This window comes from Rhizobium sp. BK379 (assembly GCF_014193955.1).
In the GTDB taxonomy this organism is placed as follows: Bacteria; Pseudomonadota; Alphaproteobacteria; order Rhizobiales; family Rhizobiaceae; genus Rhizobium.
The window spans coordinates 117,947-133,736 of sequence record NZ_JACIAD010000004.1 but is presented as its reverse complement, the minus strand read 5'-3'; the positions used below and the strand labels follow the sequence as shown (position 1 = coordinate 133,736).

At 61.9% G+C, this 15,790-nt stretch carries 12 protein-coding genes and 2 pseudogenes; 5 read left to right on the top strand and 9 right to left on the bottom strand.

What is annotated here, in order from left to right:
* Nucleotides 1–178 precede the first annotated feature (178 nt).
* The 3 genes and pseudogenes from FHT93_RS19640 to FHT93_RS19630 all read left to right on the top strand — a co-directional run bounded on the left by FHT93_RS19640 (nucleotide 179) and on the right by FHT93_RS19630 (nucleotide 2,934).
* The gene (locus tag FHT93_RS19640) at nucleotides 179–781 is read left to right on the top strand and encodes an NADH-quinone oxidoreductase subunit C (RefSeq protein WP_113208061.1); all 603 of its coding nucleotides are present in this window, start codon (nucleotides 179–181) and stop codon (nucleotides 779–781) included.
* Between the two features lie 22 nt (nucleotides 782–803).
* Nucleotides 804–1,993: pseudogene (locus FHT93_RS19635) on the top strand (NADH-quinone oxidoreductase subunit D).
* 56 nt (nucleotides 1,994–2,049) lie between these two features.
* Nucleotides 2,050–2,934, top strand: a complete 885-nt coding sequence (locus FHT93_RS19630) for an MBL fold metallo-hydrolase (protein WP_183849031.1) — start codon at nucleotides 2,050–2,052, stop codon at nucleotides 2,932–2,934.
* A 258-nt stretch (nucleotides 2,935–3,192) separates the two neighbouring features.
* Here the strand turns inward: FHT93_RS19630 and FHT93_RS19625 are convergent, their stop codons facing one another.
* The 9 genes and pseudogenes from FHT93_RS19625 to FHT93_RS19585 form a co-directional block, all read right to left on the bottom strand.
* Nucleotides 3,193–3,366 carry a hypothetical protein gene (locus tag FHT93_RS19625; protein ID WP_183849029.1) on the bottom strand — a complete coding sequence of 58 codons (174 nt, stop codon included), beginning with the start codon at nucleotides 3,364–3,366 and terminating at the stop codon, nucleotides 3,193–3,195.
* A 140-nt stretch (nucleotides 3,367–3,506) separates the two neighbouring features.
* A pseudogene (locus FHT93_RS19620) lies at nucleotides 3,507–4,250 on the bottom strand (TIGR04290 family methyltransferase); the annotation flags it as partial.
* A gap of 3 nt (nucleotides 4,251–4,253) precedes the next feature.
* Nucleotides 4,254–5,297 (bottom strand): UDP-glucuronic acid decarboxylase family protein, encoded by a 1,044-nt coding sequence (locus tag FHT93_RS19615; protein WP_113210909.1) that lies wholly within the window; start codon nucleotides 5,295–5,297, stop codon nucleotides 4,254–4,256.
* Nucleotides 5,297–6,424 carry a glycosyltransferase gene (locus FHT93_RS19610; protein WP_183849027.1) on the bottom strand — a complete coding sequence of 376 codons (1,128 nt, stop codon included), beginning with the start codon at nucleotides 6,422–6,424 and terminating at the stop codon, nucleotides 5,297–5,299. The genes FHT93_RS19615 and FHT93_RS19610 overlap by 1 nt, the downstream gene beginning before the upstream one ends.
* Nucleotides 6,421–7,512, bottom strand: a complete 1,092-nt coding sequence (locus tag FHT93_RS19605) for a glycosyltransferase (RefSeq protein WP_183849026.1) — start codon at nucleotides 7,510–7,512, stop codon at nucleotides 6,421–6,423. The genes FHT93_RS19610 and FHT93_RS19605 overlap by 4 nt, the downstream gene beginning before the upstream one ends.
* The gene (locus FHT93_RS19600) at nucleotides 7,509–8,639 is read right to left on the bottom strand and encodes a glycosyltransferase (protein WP_113208011.1); all 1,131 of its coding nucleotides are present in this window, start codon (nucleotides 8,637–8,639) and stop codon (nucleotides 7,509–7,511) included. Before FHT93_RS19600 ends, FHT93_RS19605 begins: the two co-directional genes overlap by 4 nt.
* 3 nt (nucleotides 8,640–8,642) lie before the next feature.
* The gene (locus tag FHT93_RS19595; protein WP_246781654.1) at nucleotides 8,643–9,743 is read right to left on the bottom strand and encodes a glycosyltransferase family 4 protein; all 1,101 of its coding nucleotides are present in this window, start codon (nucleotides 9,741–9,743) and stop codon (nucleotides 8,643–8,645) included.
* 14 nt (nucleotides 9,744–9,757) lie between these two features.
* Nucleotides 9,758–11,794: an NAD-dependent epimerase/dehydratase family protein gene (locus FHT93_RS19590; protein ID WP_113210905.1), complete on the bottom strand. Its 2,037-nt coding sequence runs from the start codon at nucleotides 11,792–11,794 to the stop codon at nucleotides 9,758–9,760.
* On the bottom strand, nucleotides 11,791–12,897 hold the full coding sequence (locus FHT93_RS19585; RefSeq protein WP_113208008.1) for an NAD-dependent epimerase/dehydratase family protein: 1,107 nt from the start codon (nucleotides 12,895–12,897) through the stop codon (nucleotides 11,791–11,793). Before FHT93_RS19585 ends, FHT93_RS19590 begins: the two co-directional genes overlap by 4 nt.
* 438 nt (nucleotides 12,898–13,335) lie before the next feature.
* Here FHT93_RS19585 and FHT93_RS19580 point away from each other — a divergent pair, with 438 nt between their 5' ends.
* Together FHT93_RS19580 and FHT93_RS19575 are read left to right on the top strand one after the other, a co-directional pair.
* Nucleotides 13,336–14,322, top strand: coding sequence for a zinc-binding dehydrogenase (locus FHT93_RS19580; RefSeq protein ID WP_113210904.1), 987 nt, complete (start codon nucleotides 13,336–13,338; stop codon nucleotides 14,320–14,322).
* Entirely contained in the window at nucleotides 14,319–15,347 is a 1,029-nt protein-coding gene (locus FHT93_RS19575; RefSeq protein WP_183849024.1) for a Gfo/Idh/MocA family oxidoreductase, read from the top strand. The genes FHT93_RS19580 and FHT93_RS19575 overlap by 4 nt, the downstream gene beginning before the upstream one ends.
* Nucleotides 15,348–15,790 lie beyond the last annotated feature (443 nt).

Sequence of the window (15,790 nt, the reverse complement as noted above, 5' to 3'; positions counted from 1 at the left end):
CTCACCGGCACACGTCAACTTCATTCCGATCAACCCCAGCCCGCCAGTGTTGCCTGGTTGGAAGTCGCCTCCGCCTCATCGGCGTGGTTCGCATCGCCACATCGAAATCGTGATCCGCCGGGAACATGTGCTGCCATCGCTTGTTGGACGGCAACCGGAGGCTCCAATGCAAGAAACAATGCAAGTGCAGTTTACATCCCTGCTTGATCACCTTTCTGCCAATCGGGCTGAAGCGGTCCTCGCAACACAGTTTCGGTTGAACGAGTTGACCCTGATCACAGATGCCGATCATGTCGTCGAGTTGCTTGGATCATTGCGGGACGATCCGCAGTGCCGCTTCATCTGCCTCCTCGACATTTGCGGCGTCGACTGGCCGGCCAGGGCCGCCCGCTTCGACGTCGTCTACCATCTTCTATCACCCAGTCTCAATCTCAGGCTTCGCGTCAAGCTTGCAACCGACGAGGACACGCCGGTCCCATCGGCTTGCGCGGTCTTTGCGTGCGCGGACTGGTACGAACGCGAGGCCTGGGACCTGTACGGCATCATGTTTAAAGATCATCCCGACCTGCGCCGGATCCTTACCGACTACGGTTTCGAAGGCCACCCGCTTCGCAAGGATTTCCCGCTTACCGGTTTCGTCGAGGTCCGTTACGACGACGCAGCGAAACGCGTGATCTATGAACCGGTCGAGCTGAAGCAGGAATACCGGGATTTCGACTTCCTCTCGCCCTGGGAGGGAACAGATTACGTGTTGCCGGGCGACGAAAAGACCAGCGCATGAAGGCGAACAGACGGAGATCGTGGTGAGGGAACACAGCATTCGCAACTTCAACATCAACTTCGGGCGCAACATCCTGCCGCCCATGGCGTGCTGCGGCTCGTGCTCGAGCTTGACGGCGAAATCGTCGAGCGGGTCGATCCGCATATCGGCCTACTGCATCGCGGCACGGAAAAATTGATCGAGAAGAAGACATATCTTCAGGCCCTGCCCTATTTCGATCGGCTCGATTATGTCGCGCCCATGATCCAGGAACATGCCTATTGCCTGGCGGTCGAGAGGCTCCTCGAACTGGATGTGCCGATCAGAGGGCAGCTGATCCGGGTACTTTATGCCGAGATCAGCCGAATTCTGTCTCATCTCTTGAATGTTACCACTCAGGCTATGGATGTCGGAGCGCTCACGCCGCCGCTCTGGGGATTTGAAGAACGTGAAAAGCTGATGGTCTTTTACGAGCGCGCCTCGGGCTCACGCATGCACGCGGCCTATTTCAGGCCAGGGGGCGTTCATCAGGATCTGCCAGTCGACCTTATTGAAGATATCGGCCGCTGGTGCGAGACCTTCCCGGCTACGCTTGACGATATTGACGATTTGCTGACCGGCAACCGCATCTTCAAGCAGCGCAACGTCGATATCGGCGTCATCAGTCTCCAGGACGCTTGGGCCTGGGGCTTCACGGGCGTCCTGATAAGAGGCTCGGGCGCGGCCTGGGACCTACGTCGCGCTCAGCCCTACGAATGTTATTCGGACCTCGAGTTCGATATTCCGATCGGCAAGAATGGTGACTGTTACGACCGGTACCTGATCCGCATGCAGGAGATGCGGGAATCTGTGCGCATCATGGCGCAATGCGTGGAGCGATTGTTGTCGCAACAGGCGACCGGTCCCGTCTCGTCAAGGGACGGAAAGATCGTGCCGCCAAAGCGCGGGGAAATGAAGCGCTCGATGGAGGCGCTCATTCATCATTTCAAGCTCTATACAGAGGGTTTCAGGGTGCCTGCCGGCGAGGTGTACGCGGCCGTCGAGGCGCCGAAGGGGGAGTTCGGCGTCTACCTGATCGCCGATGGAACCAACGCGCCCTATCGATGCAAGATCCGCGCGCCCGGTTTCACCCATCTCCAGGCGATGGACTTCCTGTGCAGAGGCCATCAGCTCGCAGACATATCGGCGGTTTTAGGTTCGCTCGACATCGTATTCGGGGAAGTCGACCGCTAGCAACACGCGCTTGAACCGACAAGGGACACGGGCGCCACAGCAACGAGGAATTGATCTTGACCGTCCAGCTTCCGCTCGAAGACAGCGATCTTGCCCCGACCACTGAGACCGGATCGGGCATATCCGCAATCCTGCCAGACCTTGCCTTTCGTCGCATGTCGATCGTCAACGTCATATTTTATGGAGACCCCGCAACCGACGCGGACTGGGTGTTGATCGATACCGGGCTTCCGACCTCCCGACAGGCTATCATCGAGGCCGCCGAACACAGGTTCGGAGTCATGAGGCCACCATCGGCGATCCTCCTGACCCACGGCCATTTCGATCACGTCGGCTCGCTGGAAACGCTTGCGCAACACTGGAATGTGCCGGTCTACGCTCATTGGCTGGAATTCCCGTACCTGAACGGCCAGGCATCCTATCCACCCGCCGATCCCTTGGTGGGAGGCGGCGCAATGGCGCTATTGTCACCGCTCTATCCGCGCTCGCCGGTCAATGTCGAGCAACGGCTGCAGCCCCTGCCCCAGGACCGGAGCGTCCCCTTCATGCCGGGTTGGACCTGGCTGCATACGCCCGGTCACGCGCCGGGTCATGTATCCTTATGGCGCGCGGCGGATAGGTGCTTGATCGCCGGCGATGCAATCGTCACCACCGGGCAGGAATCTGTCTATGAGGTGATGACGCAGCGCCCCGAAATGCACGGGCCACCGCGCTACCTGACGCCCGACTGGGACGCGGCGCAGCGCTCCGTCGTTGAACTCGCCGAGCTCAAACCAGAGCTCGTCATAACGGGCCACGGCCAGCCCGTGCGCGGTGCCAACATGCGCGCGCGCCTGCAGCAGCTGGCGGATAATTTCAAAGAGATCGCAGTCCCTGAGGGCCGACCCTATGCACTAGACCCGGCGAAACCGGGCAAACGCGGCAATGACACCTATCGCTGATGCTGAGGGCCCTCAAGGCTGCGTCGGGCAACGATGCTGAACGGCGATCTGCCATGGCTCGGAACGTCGACCAGGTCAGGCGTCAAAGTGAACATAGAAACGGCACTGCGTGGTCTCAAGATCGCATGCTGCCCGAGCCTGGGAACGAGCGCGAAGGTTTACGTGCCTCGTTGTTTCGAACAACTCATGACAACTCGATCGTGCGGGTGCAGTCGGGCGCGCGGCGTGACGGCGAAGTCGCCGGCGCGCGAGACAACACTATCCTGCCTTGGTCAGTCCATAGATTGCAATGAAGGCATAAACGCAAAAGGCAATCACGGCGACGGTGATGATAATCGTCAGCCCGACACGCCCGGCATTGAGACGACGGCGCTTGCCCGACGCGGAGGTCGCCGGTGCCTGCACAGGATCCTTGTCTGAGGGGTCGGGCATGGTTAAGCCTCCTTGGGGGGTGTAACCGCGGATTGGCGGATGTCATCCGAGCGCCAGGCACCGGCTTCGCTTTCGTTGCTTTTCATCGTCTCGTCGCTGCCTCTGCTGGCCGCGACGCTGGATGTCGCTTCAGCCCAGACGGGAGGCTCGACTGCGTAATGACGTTCGCCTCGGCGACAGAGGTAGACCTCTCGTTCGGGGTTTTCTTCGATGACGAAACCGGCGCTTCGCAACATCGCCTCGACCGCCGCCTTGTTGGGAATGAACCAGTTGGTCGGATCCGATGCATAGCGCTCCTCCACGAAGAAGAGCTTGGGATAGTCGGGACGGTCAAAGATTGCCCATTCCTCAAACGGATAGTCCTCCTGTAGCATCGGCAGGCGTTCATCGCCGCGCTGCAGGCATTGAAAGAGCAAGCTGTCCCCGACTGCGTGTTCGTAGAGCAGGTCAAGAGCCAGGAGCGGATGGCGCAGGTGGTAGAGCACGCCCATGAAGATGACGAGGTCGAAGCGCTCGGCGAGCTTGCCGACCTCATAGACCGACATCTGCCGGAAGTGGACGTCCAGGCCTGCCTGCTCTGCGGCGAAGCGCGCCTGTCTCAGATAGCGCGCATCCGCATCAATGCCGAGCACCCGGCCGGCATTTCGCCGTTTCATTTCGAGACTGTAAAAGCCGGCATTGCAGCCAACATCGAGGACGCTTCGACCCTGAAGATCCTCAGGAATGACATCGCAAAATCGCCGCCACTTGAAGGTCGGGTAATCGCCGAGGAAATGGTCGGGCGCGGTCCTGACGCCGTTGATGTCAAGATTGTGGAACCAAGGACCCAACTCAGCGATCTTCGCCTTCAAGTCCGTCTGATCAGTCAGCCGGCGATCTTCCATGTCCTAGACCCCGATCGAGACGTTCGAGCGCCTTGTTCGTGCCGACGGCGGCGCTCGCCTCTTGCCGGAGACGGGTTGCGTGCCAAGCGTTGCGATGAACCAGGCGGCGGTCTGGCGCAGGCCCTCGGCAAGAGGGACCCGCGGCTCCCAGCCAAGGAGATCCTTCGCCTTGGAAATGTCCGGCCGACGGCGCTGCGGATCGTCCTGCGGCAAGGGGTGATAGACGATCCTGGCCGCGGTGGGGACCATTGCATGAACCATTTCGGCGAGCTGGTTGATGGTGAATTCTCCCGGATTGCCGAGATTGACGGGCCCTTGCGGGTTGGGAGTGACATTCATCAAGGCCATGAGACCTGCCACGAGATCGCTGACGAAGCAAAAGGAGCGAGTTTGCTGACCACTGCCGTAGATCGTCAGAGGTTTGCCGGTGATCGCCTGCACCAGCAGATTGGAAATGATGCGGCCGTCATGAGGCTGCATGCGCGGTCCATAGGTATTGAAGATGCGCGCGACGCGTGCATCGACGCGTCCGGCGCGGACAAGATCGAAGCATAGTGCCTCGGCGGCGCGCTTTCCTTCGTCGTAGCATGCGCGTGGCCCGGTGCAGCTGACATTGCCACGGTAATCCTCGCGCTGCGGATGTTCGGCGGGATCACCATAGACCTCGCTCGTGGATGCCTGAAGAAACGATGCATTATGATATTCGGCAAGTGCCAGAAGGTTTCCCGTTCCGGCCACGCAGGTCATCATGGTGTGGACCGGGTCGGCTTGATATTGCGGAGGCGAGGCCGCGCAAGCCAGGTTGTAGATCTGGTCGAGCGGCTCGTCGATGCTGCGTAGATCGCAGATATCCGCCTCGATGAGACGGAACTGGGGGTGATTGGCGAGCGGTTGAACGTTGGTGACGGATCCGGTGATGAAACTGTCGACGCAGAGCACACGGTCCCCACGCGAAAGCAAGGCATCGCAAAGATGCGAGCCGACAAAGCCGGCACCGCCGGCAACAAGAACGCTTCTTCCTTTGCCGTTTCGGCTCTTCTGCAGCATTACGATCTCCTTACGCTGTCAATCTGCGGATCAAGGGTCATTGTTGCGGATGGCGTCTGCTCGAGTGCGGCAAGTGCCCCTGCCATTTGTCGGGCGCGCGCGAGGCCGGTGTGGCTGGCGAGCACTTCGCTTCGCGCCGCCTCTGCGATCATCCGGCGCGTCGCGTCGTCCATGCGGGTCAGCACGGCAACGACATCCTCGCTGGTGCGGGCAATGACCAGCGCCTGCCCGTCCGGCAGGAGTTCGTCAAGACCGCGCCACTCGTCGCTGATGATCGGCGCCGAGCAGGCGGCTGCCTCGAAGAGGCGCACGCTTGGCGACCAGCCTGCCGTGATCATGTCGGCACGCGTCACATTCAGCGTGAAACGCTGGCGGCTATAAAAGCTGGCGTGTTCGCGCGGCGGCAAATGGTCGATCCGCTCGACGTTTTCGGGCCATTCGATTTCGCCGGGATATTGGGGCCCGGCGACGACGAAGCGCAGGTCGGGCAGGCGTCGTGCCGGTTCGAGCAACAGTCTTTCAAGCGTCGGCTGGCGATCGGCACTATAGGTTCCAAGATAACCAAGATCCCACCGCAAGGGCTCGCGCGTATTGACGTATCGCTCGGCATCGACGGAGCAGTAGAGCGCCGCCGCCTTCCTGGCTTGGAAGCGATGCTCCAAGATGTCGAGAACCGCACCGCCCGAAAACGAGAAATAAATGTCGAAGAGCGGGATCTGCCGCCTGGCGAGATAGGGTTCCTCGCCGCGTTCGAGAGCGGCAAGCGTCACCGGCGTGTCGATGTCGTAGAAACACAGATGCCTGGGTGCAAGATGCGCCAGCCGATCGATCAGCTCGCACCCATCCGGGACGTAGGAACCGACGATTACCGCATCGGCCTCCTTCAAGCGGGCGCCGTGGGTCGCAAGGACGGCATCGATCGTGTCATAGTAGGCAAGCGTGCAGAAGTCCGGTGAGGGCAGATCGCGATGGCCCGCGTACCATGGCACGTCTCTTTCCAGAAAAAGGACATTATGGCCCGATGCGGCCAGCCCCCGCAGAAGTGCCCGGAAGGTCGTGGCGTGGCCATTGCCCCAGGACGAGGACAGTGACAGGCCGAAGACCACGAGATTGAGAGGGACCCTCATGCTGCTGCCTCCCCGTGGCGCCGCAGCTTTTGACGGAAGAGCGCATCGACGATTTCGGCGCGCTGCGCGTAGGTGTGGTCGGCAAGGACGCGCGCCATGGCTCTTTTACCGATCGCTGCCGCCCGTTGCGGCGTCAGATCCGCCATGAGATCGATGACGTCCTGTGCATCACGCGCGACAAGAACCTCCTCGTTCGGCTTGAGAAAGAGTTCGATACCTTCCCAGTGGTCGGTGACGAGACAGGCCCCCGCGCCGGCCGCCTCAAAGACGCGGGTGGCCGGTGAAAAGCCGTTCCGGGCCATGCTTTCCCGAGAGATATTAAGAACGGCCTTGGGCGTGACGTTGAAGGCGTTGTGGTCGTGGGTGGCAACGTGTCCCACCCGCCTGACATTGCCGGTCATGGGCTTGTCCTGCCATCCGGAACCACCAAGGAGGAAGCGGGCCTGCGGAAGGCGTGCGGCGGGCTCGAGGAAAAAATGCTCGACGCGCGCCTCACGGTCGGGAAGCCGGTTGCCGAGGAAGCCGAGATCGGCGCTGAAACGCTCATCCGGCGCCACCGGATGATGGGTGTCGGGATCGAGAGCGTTATAGATGGGGATGCACGCGCGTGCGCCGAACTCACGATAGGCCTCAACCACAGGGTCGCCACCACCATAGGTCAGGACAAGGTCGAGCTTCTGGAGCGCAAGGCGCACGGCATGGCCGGGGATGTCGCGCAACTCCGACAGCGTTGCCGGTGCATCGACATCCCAGAAGATTTTCAGGGCCTCGGGCCGCGCATGACGAAGCACCTCCTCCATCAGGCGATCGTCCTCGAAACCGACGCCGCTTGCCTTGACAACGATCTCGGCTTCGCCCGCCTTGACCGCGACCGCCCGCAGGTCATCGGCCGTTGCCTCGTAGACGACCACCTTGCACCAGCGTGGGGGATCGATATCCCTGTTCTTCTGGCGCTCGTAGACGTCGGGCTCATAGAAGGTGATATCGTAGCCGCGCTCGGCAAGCGCCCGCAGCAGGCCGCGGTAATAGGTAGCCGCGCCATTCCAATAGGCCGATAGGAGGCTTGACCCGTAAAAAGCGATCTTCATTGTGCTGCCTCCTTCGACGCGAGCTGGTCGAGGACGGAGCGGCTGCCGACGGTGGCCAGGATGGCCAAGAGTTCATCGATGCGGTGACGGCATGTGTGACGCGCCTGGATCGTCTGAAGCCCGCTCTCGGCGAGCTCGGCCGAAAGCTCGGGATTGGAAAGCACCTCCCCCAGATGACGGCGCATGGCCGATCCATCCTCGGCCAGGAGGTAGTCCCGGCCGGGCCTGAACAAGCCTTCGGCATCATCCCACGGTGCCGAGATCAAGGGGATGCCGCAGGCAAGCGCCTCGAAGACGCGGATGGTCGGGATGCCCGGCAGGTGGCTGACATAGGGCCTGCGCGGAATATGAACGGTCACCCGGTTGCGGGCGAAAGCAAGCGGCGCGTCAGCATTGGCGATCCAGCCGCCATAGGCGATGCCCGCATCTTTGAGCGCAGACAGCGCCTCGGCGGGATAGCGAACTCCACGCACGCTTGTGCGAAGGCCAAGGCTTTTGGCAGGGCGCACGAGATACTCGAGGATTTCCTCGGAGCGCTCATCGTCGCCCCAATTGCCGATCCAGATGAGATCGCCGGTTTTTTCGACCTTCGGCATCGGCCGGAACAAGGCATCGTCAGCCGCCTCGTGGAAAGTGAACACTGACTTGGCCCAGCCGGCTTTGAGGTAACGCTGCCGCAGCGTCTCGCCGAAGGCGAGGACGCCGTCATAGCCATCGAGCGAGAGGCCGGAAATATCGGTTTGCGCCGATACGGCGCGATGATGGGTGTCGTGAAAGAGCAGCGTGAAACGGGCACCATTGGCGCGTGCCCTGCCGAGCCGTGCTACGAGCGCGGGATCCGTCCACTCGTGGACGATAACCACATCGGCATCTCCGAGTGCTGCCTCATGGTCGAAACTATCCATGTAGATCTGCGCGCGCAGGCCCGGAAAGGCTTCGGCAAAACCCGCGATCGCAGCTTTCCCCTGGTCGGCGACGAGATTTCGCCGGCTCCATGAGTCTTCCGGCTCGAGCGCCAGCGCGTCGTGGCCGCGGCGAACGAGGTCGCGCATGAGGCCACGCAGGAAATGCGCGTTGCCGTGGTTCCAATCGGACAGGAGCGACTGCGTATAAAAGACGAATTTCATGATCTACTCCGCTAACTTGATCTTGCGCCCATGTTCGAGAAGGCTGGCATAGACGCGTGCCATGGAGGCTGCCTGCGCCTGTAGCGAAAAGCGTTTGGAGCGAAGCCGCGCCTTGTCCGCAAGCGCCTGGCGCGAGACGACATCGCTTGCCAGATGATTGACCGCGTCGGCGAAGGCCACTGGACGATGCGGATTGGCAAAAACCGCCGCGCCGTCCCAGAGTTCCCGATAGGTCGCGATGTCGGCGAGGACGAGGCCAGCGCCGGAGCGCGCCGCCTCCAGGGCGGCAAGCCCGAAAGGCTCGTAGAGCGACGGCGAGACGAAGATGGCCGCGCGACGCATCAGCGTCATCGCTTCGGCGTGCGGAAGGATGCCGAGGTGGCGTGTCTTTGACATCGTCATGCCCTGCCCGTCCGGTCCATGATCGGCTCCGACGGTCAGGAGCGGCCAGGTCATCTGCGCGGCGGCGGCGTCAAGGACGGCAGCATTCTTGCCCTCGTCCCACCAGCGTCCGGCCGCAAAAGCAAAGTCTTCCTTGGGGGGGTCGGCGGCGGCTCTGACACCACTTGCATTGTAGGTCACCGTCAGATGCGGGATCGGGCCATAGGCCGCGCGCAGCATCGCGGCATGGCTATGGCTTGGCGCCACCACGGCCGCGGCCCGTTCGAATCCGCGGGCGTTCAGCGACTGCTGCCAGCGCCAGCCGTCGGGGACCGCAGCTTGGCGCACAGCCGCAAACCAGGTAACGACACAGGAATGGGAGACGGCGACAACCGGCATGTCGATGTCAAGCTCTGCCGCCTGCGAGGGCAGGTTAAGATGCAGGAGGTCAACCTGCCTTCGTTTGGCGAGCGCTGCGATCGCATGTGGTACCTTCTTAAGGGCGCCCTCGTCCTGAACCATCCAGTCGAGCGGTTCGTCGAGCCAGTCTATTTCGCCGATTGCCATTGCCTCGGCTTTTTCCTGTCGGGACGGAGGCGGGCCAAGTCCAACGAAACAGGTGGCGATTCCTTCGCTGCGCAATCCCGCGGCGAGATCCATGGCGTAGCGCCAGACGCCTCCGACCGCGTCGACGGTCATCATGATGCGAGGCGGGGCAGCCATGTCTAGGGCCTGCCTCATGCCGACACCTTGCGCCGTTCACCCATCAGAGCCTGACCTTCGAAACGGTTGTCGACAAGCCAATTGCCGAGGGCTCGCAATCCGTCTTTCCAGCCCATGCGGGCTCGCCAGCCGACATTGGTTTCGAGCTTCCTGGTGTCGGCAACGAAATAAAGCTGGTCACCGGCACGCCAATCGCCGAAGGAGGTTTCGAGCCGCTGCCCGGTCAGCGTTTCAATTGCCTGCAGCACGTCCAGGAGACTGACGGCATTGCCGGGGCCCCCTCCCAGGTTGAAGGCCTGCCCGCTGACGCGGTCGATATTGTCGAGAACGGCACGATAGGCCGCGACAGCGTCGTCGACGAAGAGGATGTCACGGACCTGTCTGCCGTCCCCATAGATCGAGATTGGCGCGCCGCTTAGCGCGCGGATGAGGAAATGGGCGACCCAGCCCTGGTCTTCCGTGCCGAACTGGCGCGGTCCATAGATGCAGCTCATCCGCAGCACGGCCGTCGGGATGGAGAAGGATTTGAGATAATCGAGCATATATTGATCGGCGACGCCTTTGGAGCAGCCGTACGGGGTGCAGAAGTCGAGAGGCCGATCCTCGCCAATGCCGCGCAGCCTTATCGCGTCGACGGCGGGGGCGTAGCAACGGTCTCGCTCCAGCATTTTCAGATCATCGAGCGCTCCATAAACCTTGTTCGTGCTGGCGAAGATGACGGGCGCTTGGCGGCCGGCCTTGCGGACCGCCTCCAGCACGTTGATCGTGCCACGCGCATTGGTTTCGAAATCGTCGAGCGGTCGCTCGATGCTGGTGGTGACGGCGGTCTGGGCGGCGAAGTGGAAGACCGCTTCGGCATCGGTAAAACCCGCCTCGATGCTGCGCAGATCGCGGATGTCGGCGAGCAGCGGATGGACACGCCGCCCATGCCGCGCCGTCAGCCAGGCAAGGTTCTGGTCGACGCCCGGCCTCGAAAGATTATCGAGGATGACGACATCCTTGCCGTCCTTGAGGAAACTATCGGCGAGGTTCGATCCGATGAAGCCGCTGCCTCCGGTAATGACGATCGGCGCCGCGCCCGTTGCAAGGTTCGGGCTGGCAAGGCGGCTAACTTCGTCGAGGCGCGCCACGCCCCCTTCCATCAGAAGGCGGGCCAGGAGCTTTGGCTGGTTGTCGTCGGTCACGGCGCCGAGGTGGTAGTGACGAGGATCGAACCATAACCCTTCCTGAACCGGCACGTCCGCCGGCACGTCACGCCAGGAATACCAGTACATCCGGTCGGCGGGTACGCTCAACGCCTTGATGAAGCGGCGCGCCTGTTCCATCTCGTCGTTGCGCCAGGTCGAATAGCCGGTTTCGGTGATCCAGATCTCGGCGGCCGGATTGAAGCGGCCGAGGATCTTTCGCATCTCGCCGAGATGCATGTCCCAGCCGCCCCAGGCGCCCTCCTCGCTGTCCCATGTGCCTGGGAAGCCGTGGAAGCCGACCGCGTCGACGACGTTGAGCACGCCACGCTCGCCCATCAGGTTCAGCCAGTAGGGATCGAAGGGACAGGGGCCGCCCAACACCGGCTTGAAGCCACGTTTTCTGGCCCAGTAGGCTGCCCCACCGACCATCTGGCAAAACAGCATGAAATCGCCGTCTTCGCGCCAGTCCCAGTCGAGGAGGTTGTTGGGCTCGTTCCACAATTCCACATGGGTGAAGTGCTGCCCATACCGATCGAGAACATGATCGACGAAGTCGGCGTATGACTTCAGGTCGATCGGTGCGCCGGAGGATCGTCCGGTGCGCGACAGGGATGGCGGCGTGTAATGGAGGCAAGGCAGCAGATCGATGCTCCTGCCAAGCTTCGGGATCAGCCAGTCAAACCAGTCCTGGCCCCCGGGCGCCAGGTATTCGGCCCAGGACAGATGCGTGCGCAGGAAGCTTGCGCCACTCGACAGGATGTCGGGCAGGATTTCCTCCGTGCGTGAAAATTCGCCGGGCCGGAACCATTCTACGAAGCCGAACCGCCTCGGCTGGATCCCCGCAAGGGTTGATTGCGCGGTCATGACACGAGCCCCCTTGCTTCCAGCTGCCGCTTCATCTCCGCGCCACGGTCGATGGCGCCGGTGAGCTTGACCCATTCGACGAATGGGCCGAGCGCCTGTTCAAGGCGAAACTCCGGCTCGAATCCGAGGAGATCGCGCGCCTTGGAGATGTCGGCAAAACAGTTGCGGATGTCCCCCGAGCGCGCCTTGTTCATGATATCGGGGGCAATTTCGGGCACACCCATGGCCTCCGCGAGAAGCGTCGCCACCTCGGTGATCGTATAGGCGTTGCCACTGCCGATATTGATGACATGGCCGGCAGCGGCCTTCTGCTCGAAGGCGAGCCGAAAGGCACGAGCCACGTCACGGACATGGACGAAATCGCGTCGCTGCTCGCCATCTTCGAAAATCATCGGCGACTGGTGATTGGCGAGCCTGGAGGCAAAGTTGGCCAGCACTCCCGTATAGGGATTGGACAGCGCTTGGCCAGCTCCGAAAACGTTGAAGAGGCGCAGCGCCACGGCGTCGACGCCATAGGCTTCCCCGAAAATCAGGACCTGCCGCTCCTGGCCATATTTCGTCAATGCATAGATCGAGGCAAGATCGACGGGCTTTTCCTCGTCGGTCGCCACGGGGACGAGATCCTCGCCGTCTGGACCGCGCAGGTTCCACGAGCCGGCCTTGATACGCTCGCTCCTGCGACGGGCCAGGCCGACCTGCTCGCCCGTCGACGTCAGGTACCGGCCTTCGCCATAGACGCTCATGGAGGAGGCGACAACGATCCGTCTGATCGGCTTGCCGATCATGGCCTCAAGAAGAACTGCCGTGCCAAGGTCGTTTCCGCCCACATATCGGGCGATCTCGTACATGGACTGACCAACGCCGACTTCCGCGGCCAGGTGGATGACGCCGTCGACATCGTCAAGAGCTTCAACGACCGCGACGCGGTCGCAGACATTGCCGCGCAGGATTTCGGCGGCCTGCGGCATGTCAGTTTCAACATCCCCATGCACCTGATCGATCAGGGCATCCAGGATACGAACCTCGTAGTTTGCCTTCAAAAGCTCTTCGGTGACATGCCGGCCGATAAAGCCGCAGCCGCCGGTAACGAGTATTCTTGTCATGGCTTCCTCTGCACATTTCTCATCTGTGACAGGGCGCCCAACAACGCTTGGCTGCGAATGTTCCTCATCAATGACATCTTTGTCATCTATAACTTCATCAATCCTTCCTGCGTGCCGGAAACGCTCCGCGAACCACCGCGGCACCGGCCCGGCTGAGCAAAATCGACGATTTTTTGCCTCCGCACAGTTCGCCCGCCCATGAGGCGTGGCGGCAATAAGAAACTCGTGCGCGGACCGCCCCTTGGGCTCGAGCATCTTCTATTTCATGAACTTCAACTTCTTCCGGAACAGTTTGACCACTTCTCGGTTCGGGGCGTGAGCATCGGGGACGAGCACGCCGCAGCCCTTCAAAGGTCTACGCCAGTGCGAGCTGCCTCGGCATGACGATAACCTCGGCTCGTGCGGCCGGCACGGCCGGACTGAAACCAGGAGAGACGAATGGACGTGAGCGCAGCAAAACCATCCGTATTAACGGCAGCGATCGTGACGGCCCCCGGCCGCATCGAGCTGGTCGAAGGCGACTTGCCGCGGCCGACGGCGCGCCAGGTCCGCATTCGGCTGGAGGGCTGCGGCGTGTGCGCTTCCAACTTGACGCCCTGGTCTGGACCCGACTGGATGCAGTTTCCGACGGAGCCAGGCGGGCTCGGACACGAGGGCTGGGGCCTTGTCGACGCGATCGGGCCGGAGGTCTGCGACATCCGTGTCGGAGACCGGGTAGCTGCGCTCAGCTACCACGCCTATGCCAGCCACGACCTTGCCGACGAAGACATGGTCGTCCGGCTCCCTGCCTCGCTCGATGGCCAACCGTTTCCCGGAGAACCGCTTGGCTGCGCGATGAATATTTTCAATCGCGCCGACATCAGAGCCGGCCAGACAGTTGCCATCGTCGGCATCGGCTTCCTGGGTGCGCTCTTGACCCAGCTTGCAGTCAATGCCGGAGCGCGGGTGATTGCCGTTTCGCGACGTCAGGCATCGCTCGACGTCGCCGAGCGCATGGGGGCGACCCACGGGATTGTCATGGACGATCATTGGCGCATCATCGAGGACGTTCGTTCGCTGACAAGCGGGCGCTTCTGCGACCGGGTCATCGAAGCGGTCGGCAAGCAATGGCCTCTCGACCTTGCGGGGGAACTGACAATGGAGCGCGGGCGCCTCGTCGTTGCCGGCTATCACCAGGACGGCCCGCGCCAAGTCAACATGCAGATGTGGAACTGGCGCGGCCTCGACGTCATCAATGCTCATGAGCGCGATCCCCGAATCTATGTGGAGGGCATGCGCCGAGCCATCGAGGCGATTGCGGCAGGCCAGCTCGATCCGCGCCCGCTCTATACCCATTCTTATCAGCTCGCAAATCTCGACAAGGCGCTCGACGATACGAGAGACCGGCCAGGTGAATTCCTCAAAGCGCTGGTGATCTACCGATGAACAGGATGCTCTCGCACCAAGCTGACACGCGTGTCAGGCCGCTGCGGCTCGGTTTTGTCGGAGTGGGCTGGATCGGCCGCAATCGCATGCAGGCTCTGATCCAGAGCGGACTTGCCGAGGCCACCACGATTGTCGATCCATCGCCGCGCATGATCGAGGAGGCGATGGCGCTCAGTCCCAAGGCACGCCATGCCGAAGGGCTCGACGATCTTCTTGCCGACGAACTGGACGGCGTTGTCATCGCCACGCCAAGTGCCGACCACGCCGCCCAATCCATCCGTGCCCTTAAAGCGGGGAAGGCGGTCTTCTGCCAGAAACCGCTTGGCCGCACCGCCGTCGAGGCGCAAGCCGTCGTGACGGCCGCAAGAGCGGCCGACCGGCTGCTCGGCGTCGACTTGTCCTATCGCCACACAAGCGCCATGCAGGCCATCCGTGCGCTCATCGAGAGCGGCGAACTCGGGAAGATCTTCTTCGTCGATCTGACATTCCACAACGCCTACGGGCCGGACAAATCCTGGTTCTACGACAGACGCCTGTCCGGAGGCGGATGCCTTATCGATCTCGGCGTCCATTTGATCGATCTTGTCATGTGGTGCCTTGTTGACCCGGCCGTTTCCAATGTTTCGAGCCGGCTGCTGCGTGACGGCAAGATGCTGACGCCGGCGGCGGAGGAGGTCGAGGATTTCGCCTCGGCGACGTTCGATCTTGATAACGGCACAACGGTGCGGCTTGCCTGTTCATGGCGACTGCAGGCCGGCCGTGACGCGGTGATCGAAGCAAAATTCTTCGGAACGAACGGCGGGTGCGGGCTTAGAAACATCGACGGGTCCTTCTACGACCTGACGGCGGAGCGTTATTGCGGCACGCACATGCACACGCTCGTTTCGCCGCCGGACGACTGGGGCGGCAGGGCAGCGCTTGCCTGGGCAAGAAAGCTGACGGCGGACAAGGGCTTCGACGAGGATTGCGAGACCATCGTCAGCGTCGCCGAAACCATTGATCGCATCTATGGGGCGGGATCTTGAGGATGAGATCGGCGCAGCGTCCAACAGGCCTGCTTGCGCCGCCCTTCGTTAAATATTGAAGAACGCCAGGTCCCCATGCCCGAACAGTTTCATTCGAAAGGAACAAAAAGAGCCGCCCCAAGCGATCGCGTCGCAAGAAGCAGCCTGCCCCGCTGGGTCGTCAGCGCGTTGCGGACAAGCGGGATCAGGCGCTTCAGCACGCTCGCCAGACTAGATGACAGGGAGGTCCTGGCGATACCCGGCATTGGTAAGCGAGCGCTATCTCTGATCCGAATGGAGATCGATGCGCTTGCCAGCGCGGCGCCGCACGAGCGGCCCGACCAGCCGGAAGCGAAAACATGAGCCGCTTTTATATCGTGCGCCGATATTTTTTTGACTGCGCGGAACAGTTCGATGGCTGGCCGGTTAGGACAGGTCGAGATGCGAGATGTGCGGCATCGCGC

Excerpts from the sequence above, each read along its gene's own strand:
- FHT93_RS19625 (WP_183849029.1), bottom strand. The coding sequence starts at position 3,366 with ATGCCCGACCCCTCAGACAAGGATCCTGTGCAGGCACCGGCGACCTCC.
- FHT93_RS19615 (WP_113210909.1), bottom strand. The coding sequence starts at position 5,297 with ATGCTGCAGAAGAGCCGAAACGGCAAAGGAAGAAGCGTTCTTGTTGCC.
- FHT93_RS19595 (WP_246781654.1), bottom strand. The coding sequence starts at position 9,743 with ATGGCTGCCCCGCCTCGCATCATGATGACCGTCGACGCGGTCGGAGGC.
- FHT93_RS19605 (WP_183849026.1), bottom strand. The coding sequence starts at position 7,512 with ATGAAGATCGCTTTTTACGGGTCAAGCCTCCTATCGGCCTATTGGAAT.
- FHT93_RS19585 (WP_113208008.1), bottom strand. The coding sequence starts at position 12,897 with ATGACAAGAATACTCGTTACCGGCGGCTGCGGCTTTATCGGCCGGCAT.
- FHT93_RS19580 (WP_113210904.1), top strand. The coding sequence starts at position 13,336 with ATGGACGTGAGCGCAGCAAAACCATCCGTATTAACGGCAGCGATCGTG.
- FHT93_RS19575 (WP_183849024.1), top strand. The coding sequence starts at position 14,319 with ATGAACAGGATGCTCTCGCACCAAGCTGACACGCGTGTCAGGCCGCTG.
- FHT93_RS19600 (WP_113208011.1), bottom strand. The coding sequence starts at position 8,639 with ATGAAATTCGTCTTTTATACGCAGTCGCTCCTGTCCGATTGGAACCAC.
- FHT93_RS19640 (WP_113208061.1), top strand. The coding sequence starts at position 179 with ATGCAAGTGCAGTTTACATCCCTGCTTGATCACCTTTCTGCCAATCGG.
- FHT93_RS19590 (WP_113210905.1), bottom strand. The coding sequence starts at position 11,794 with ATGACCGCGCAATCAACCCTTGCGGGGATCCAGCCGAGGCGGTTCGGC.
- FHT93_RS19610 (WP_183849027.1), bottom strand. The coding sequence starts at position 6,424 with ATGAGGGTCCCTCTCAATCTCGTGGTCTTCGGCCTGTCACTGTCCTCG.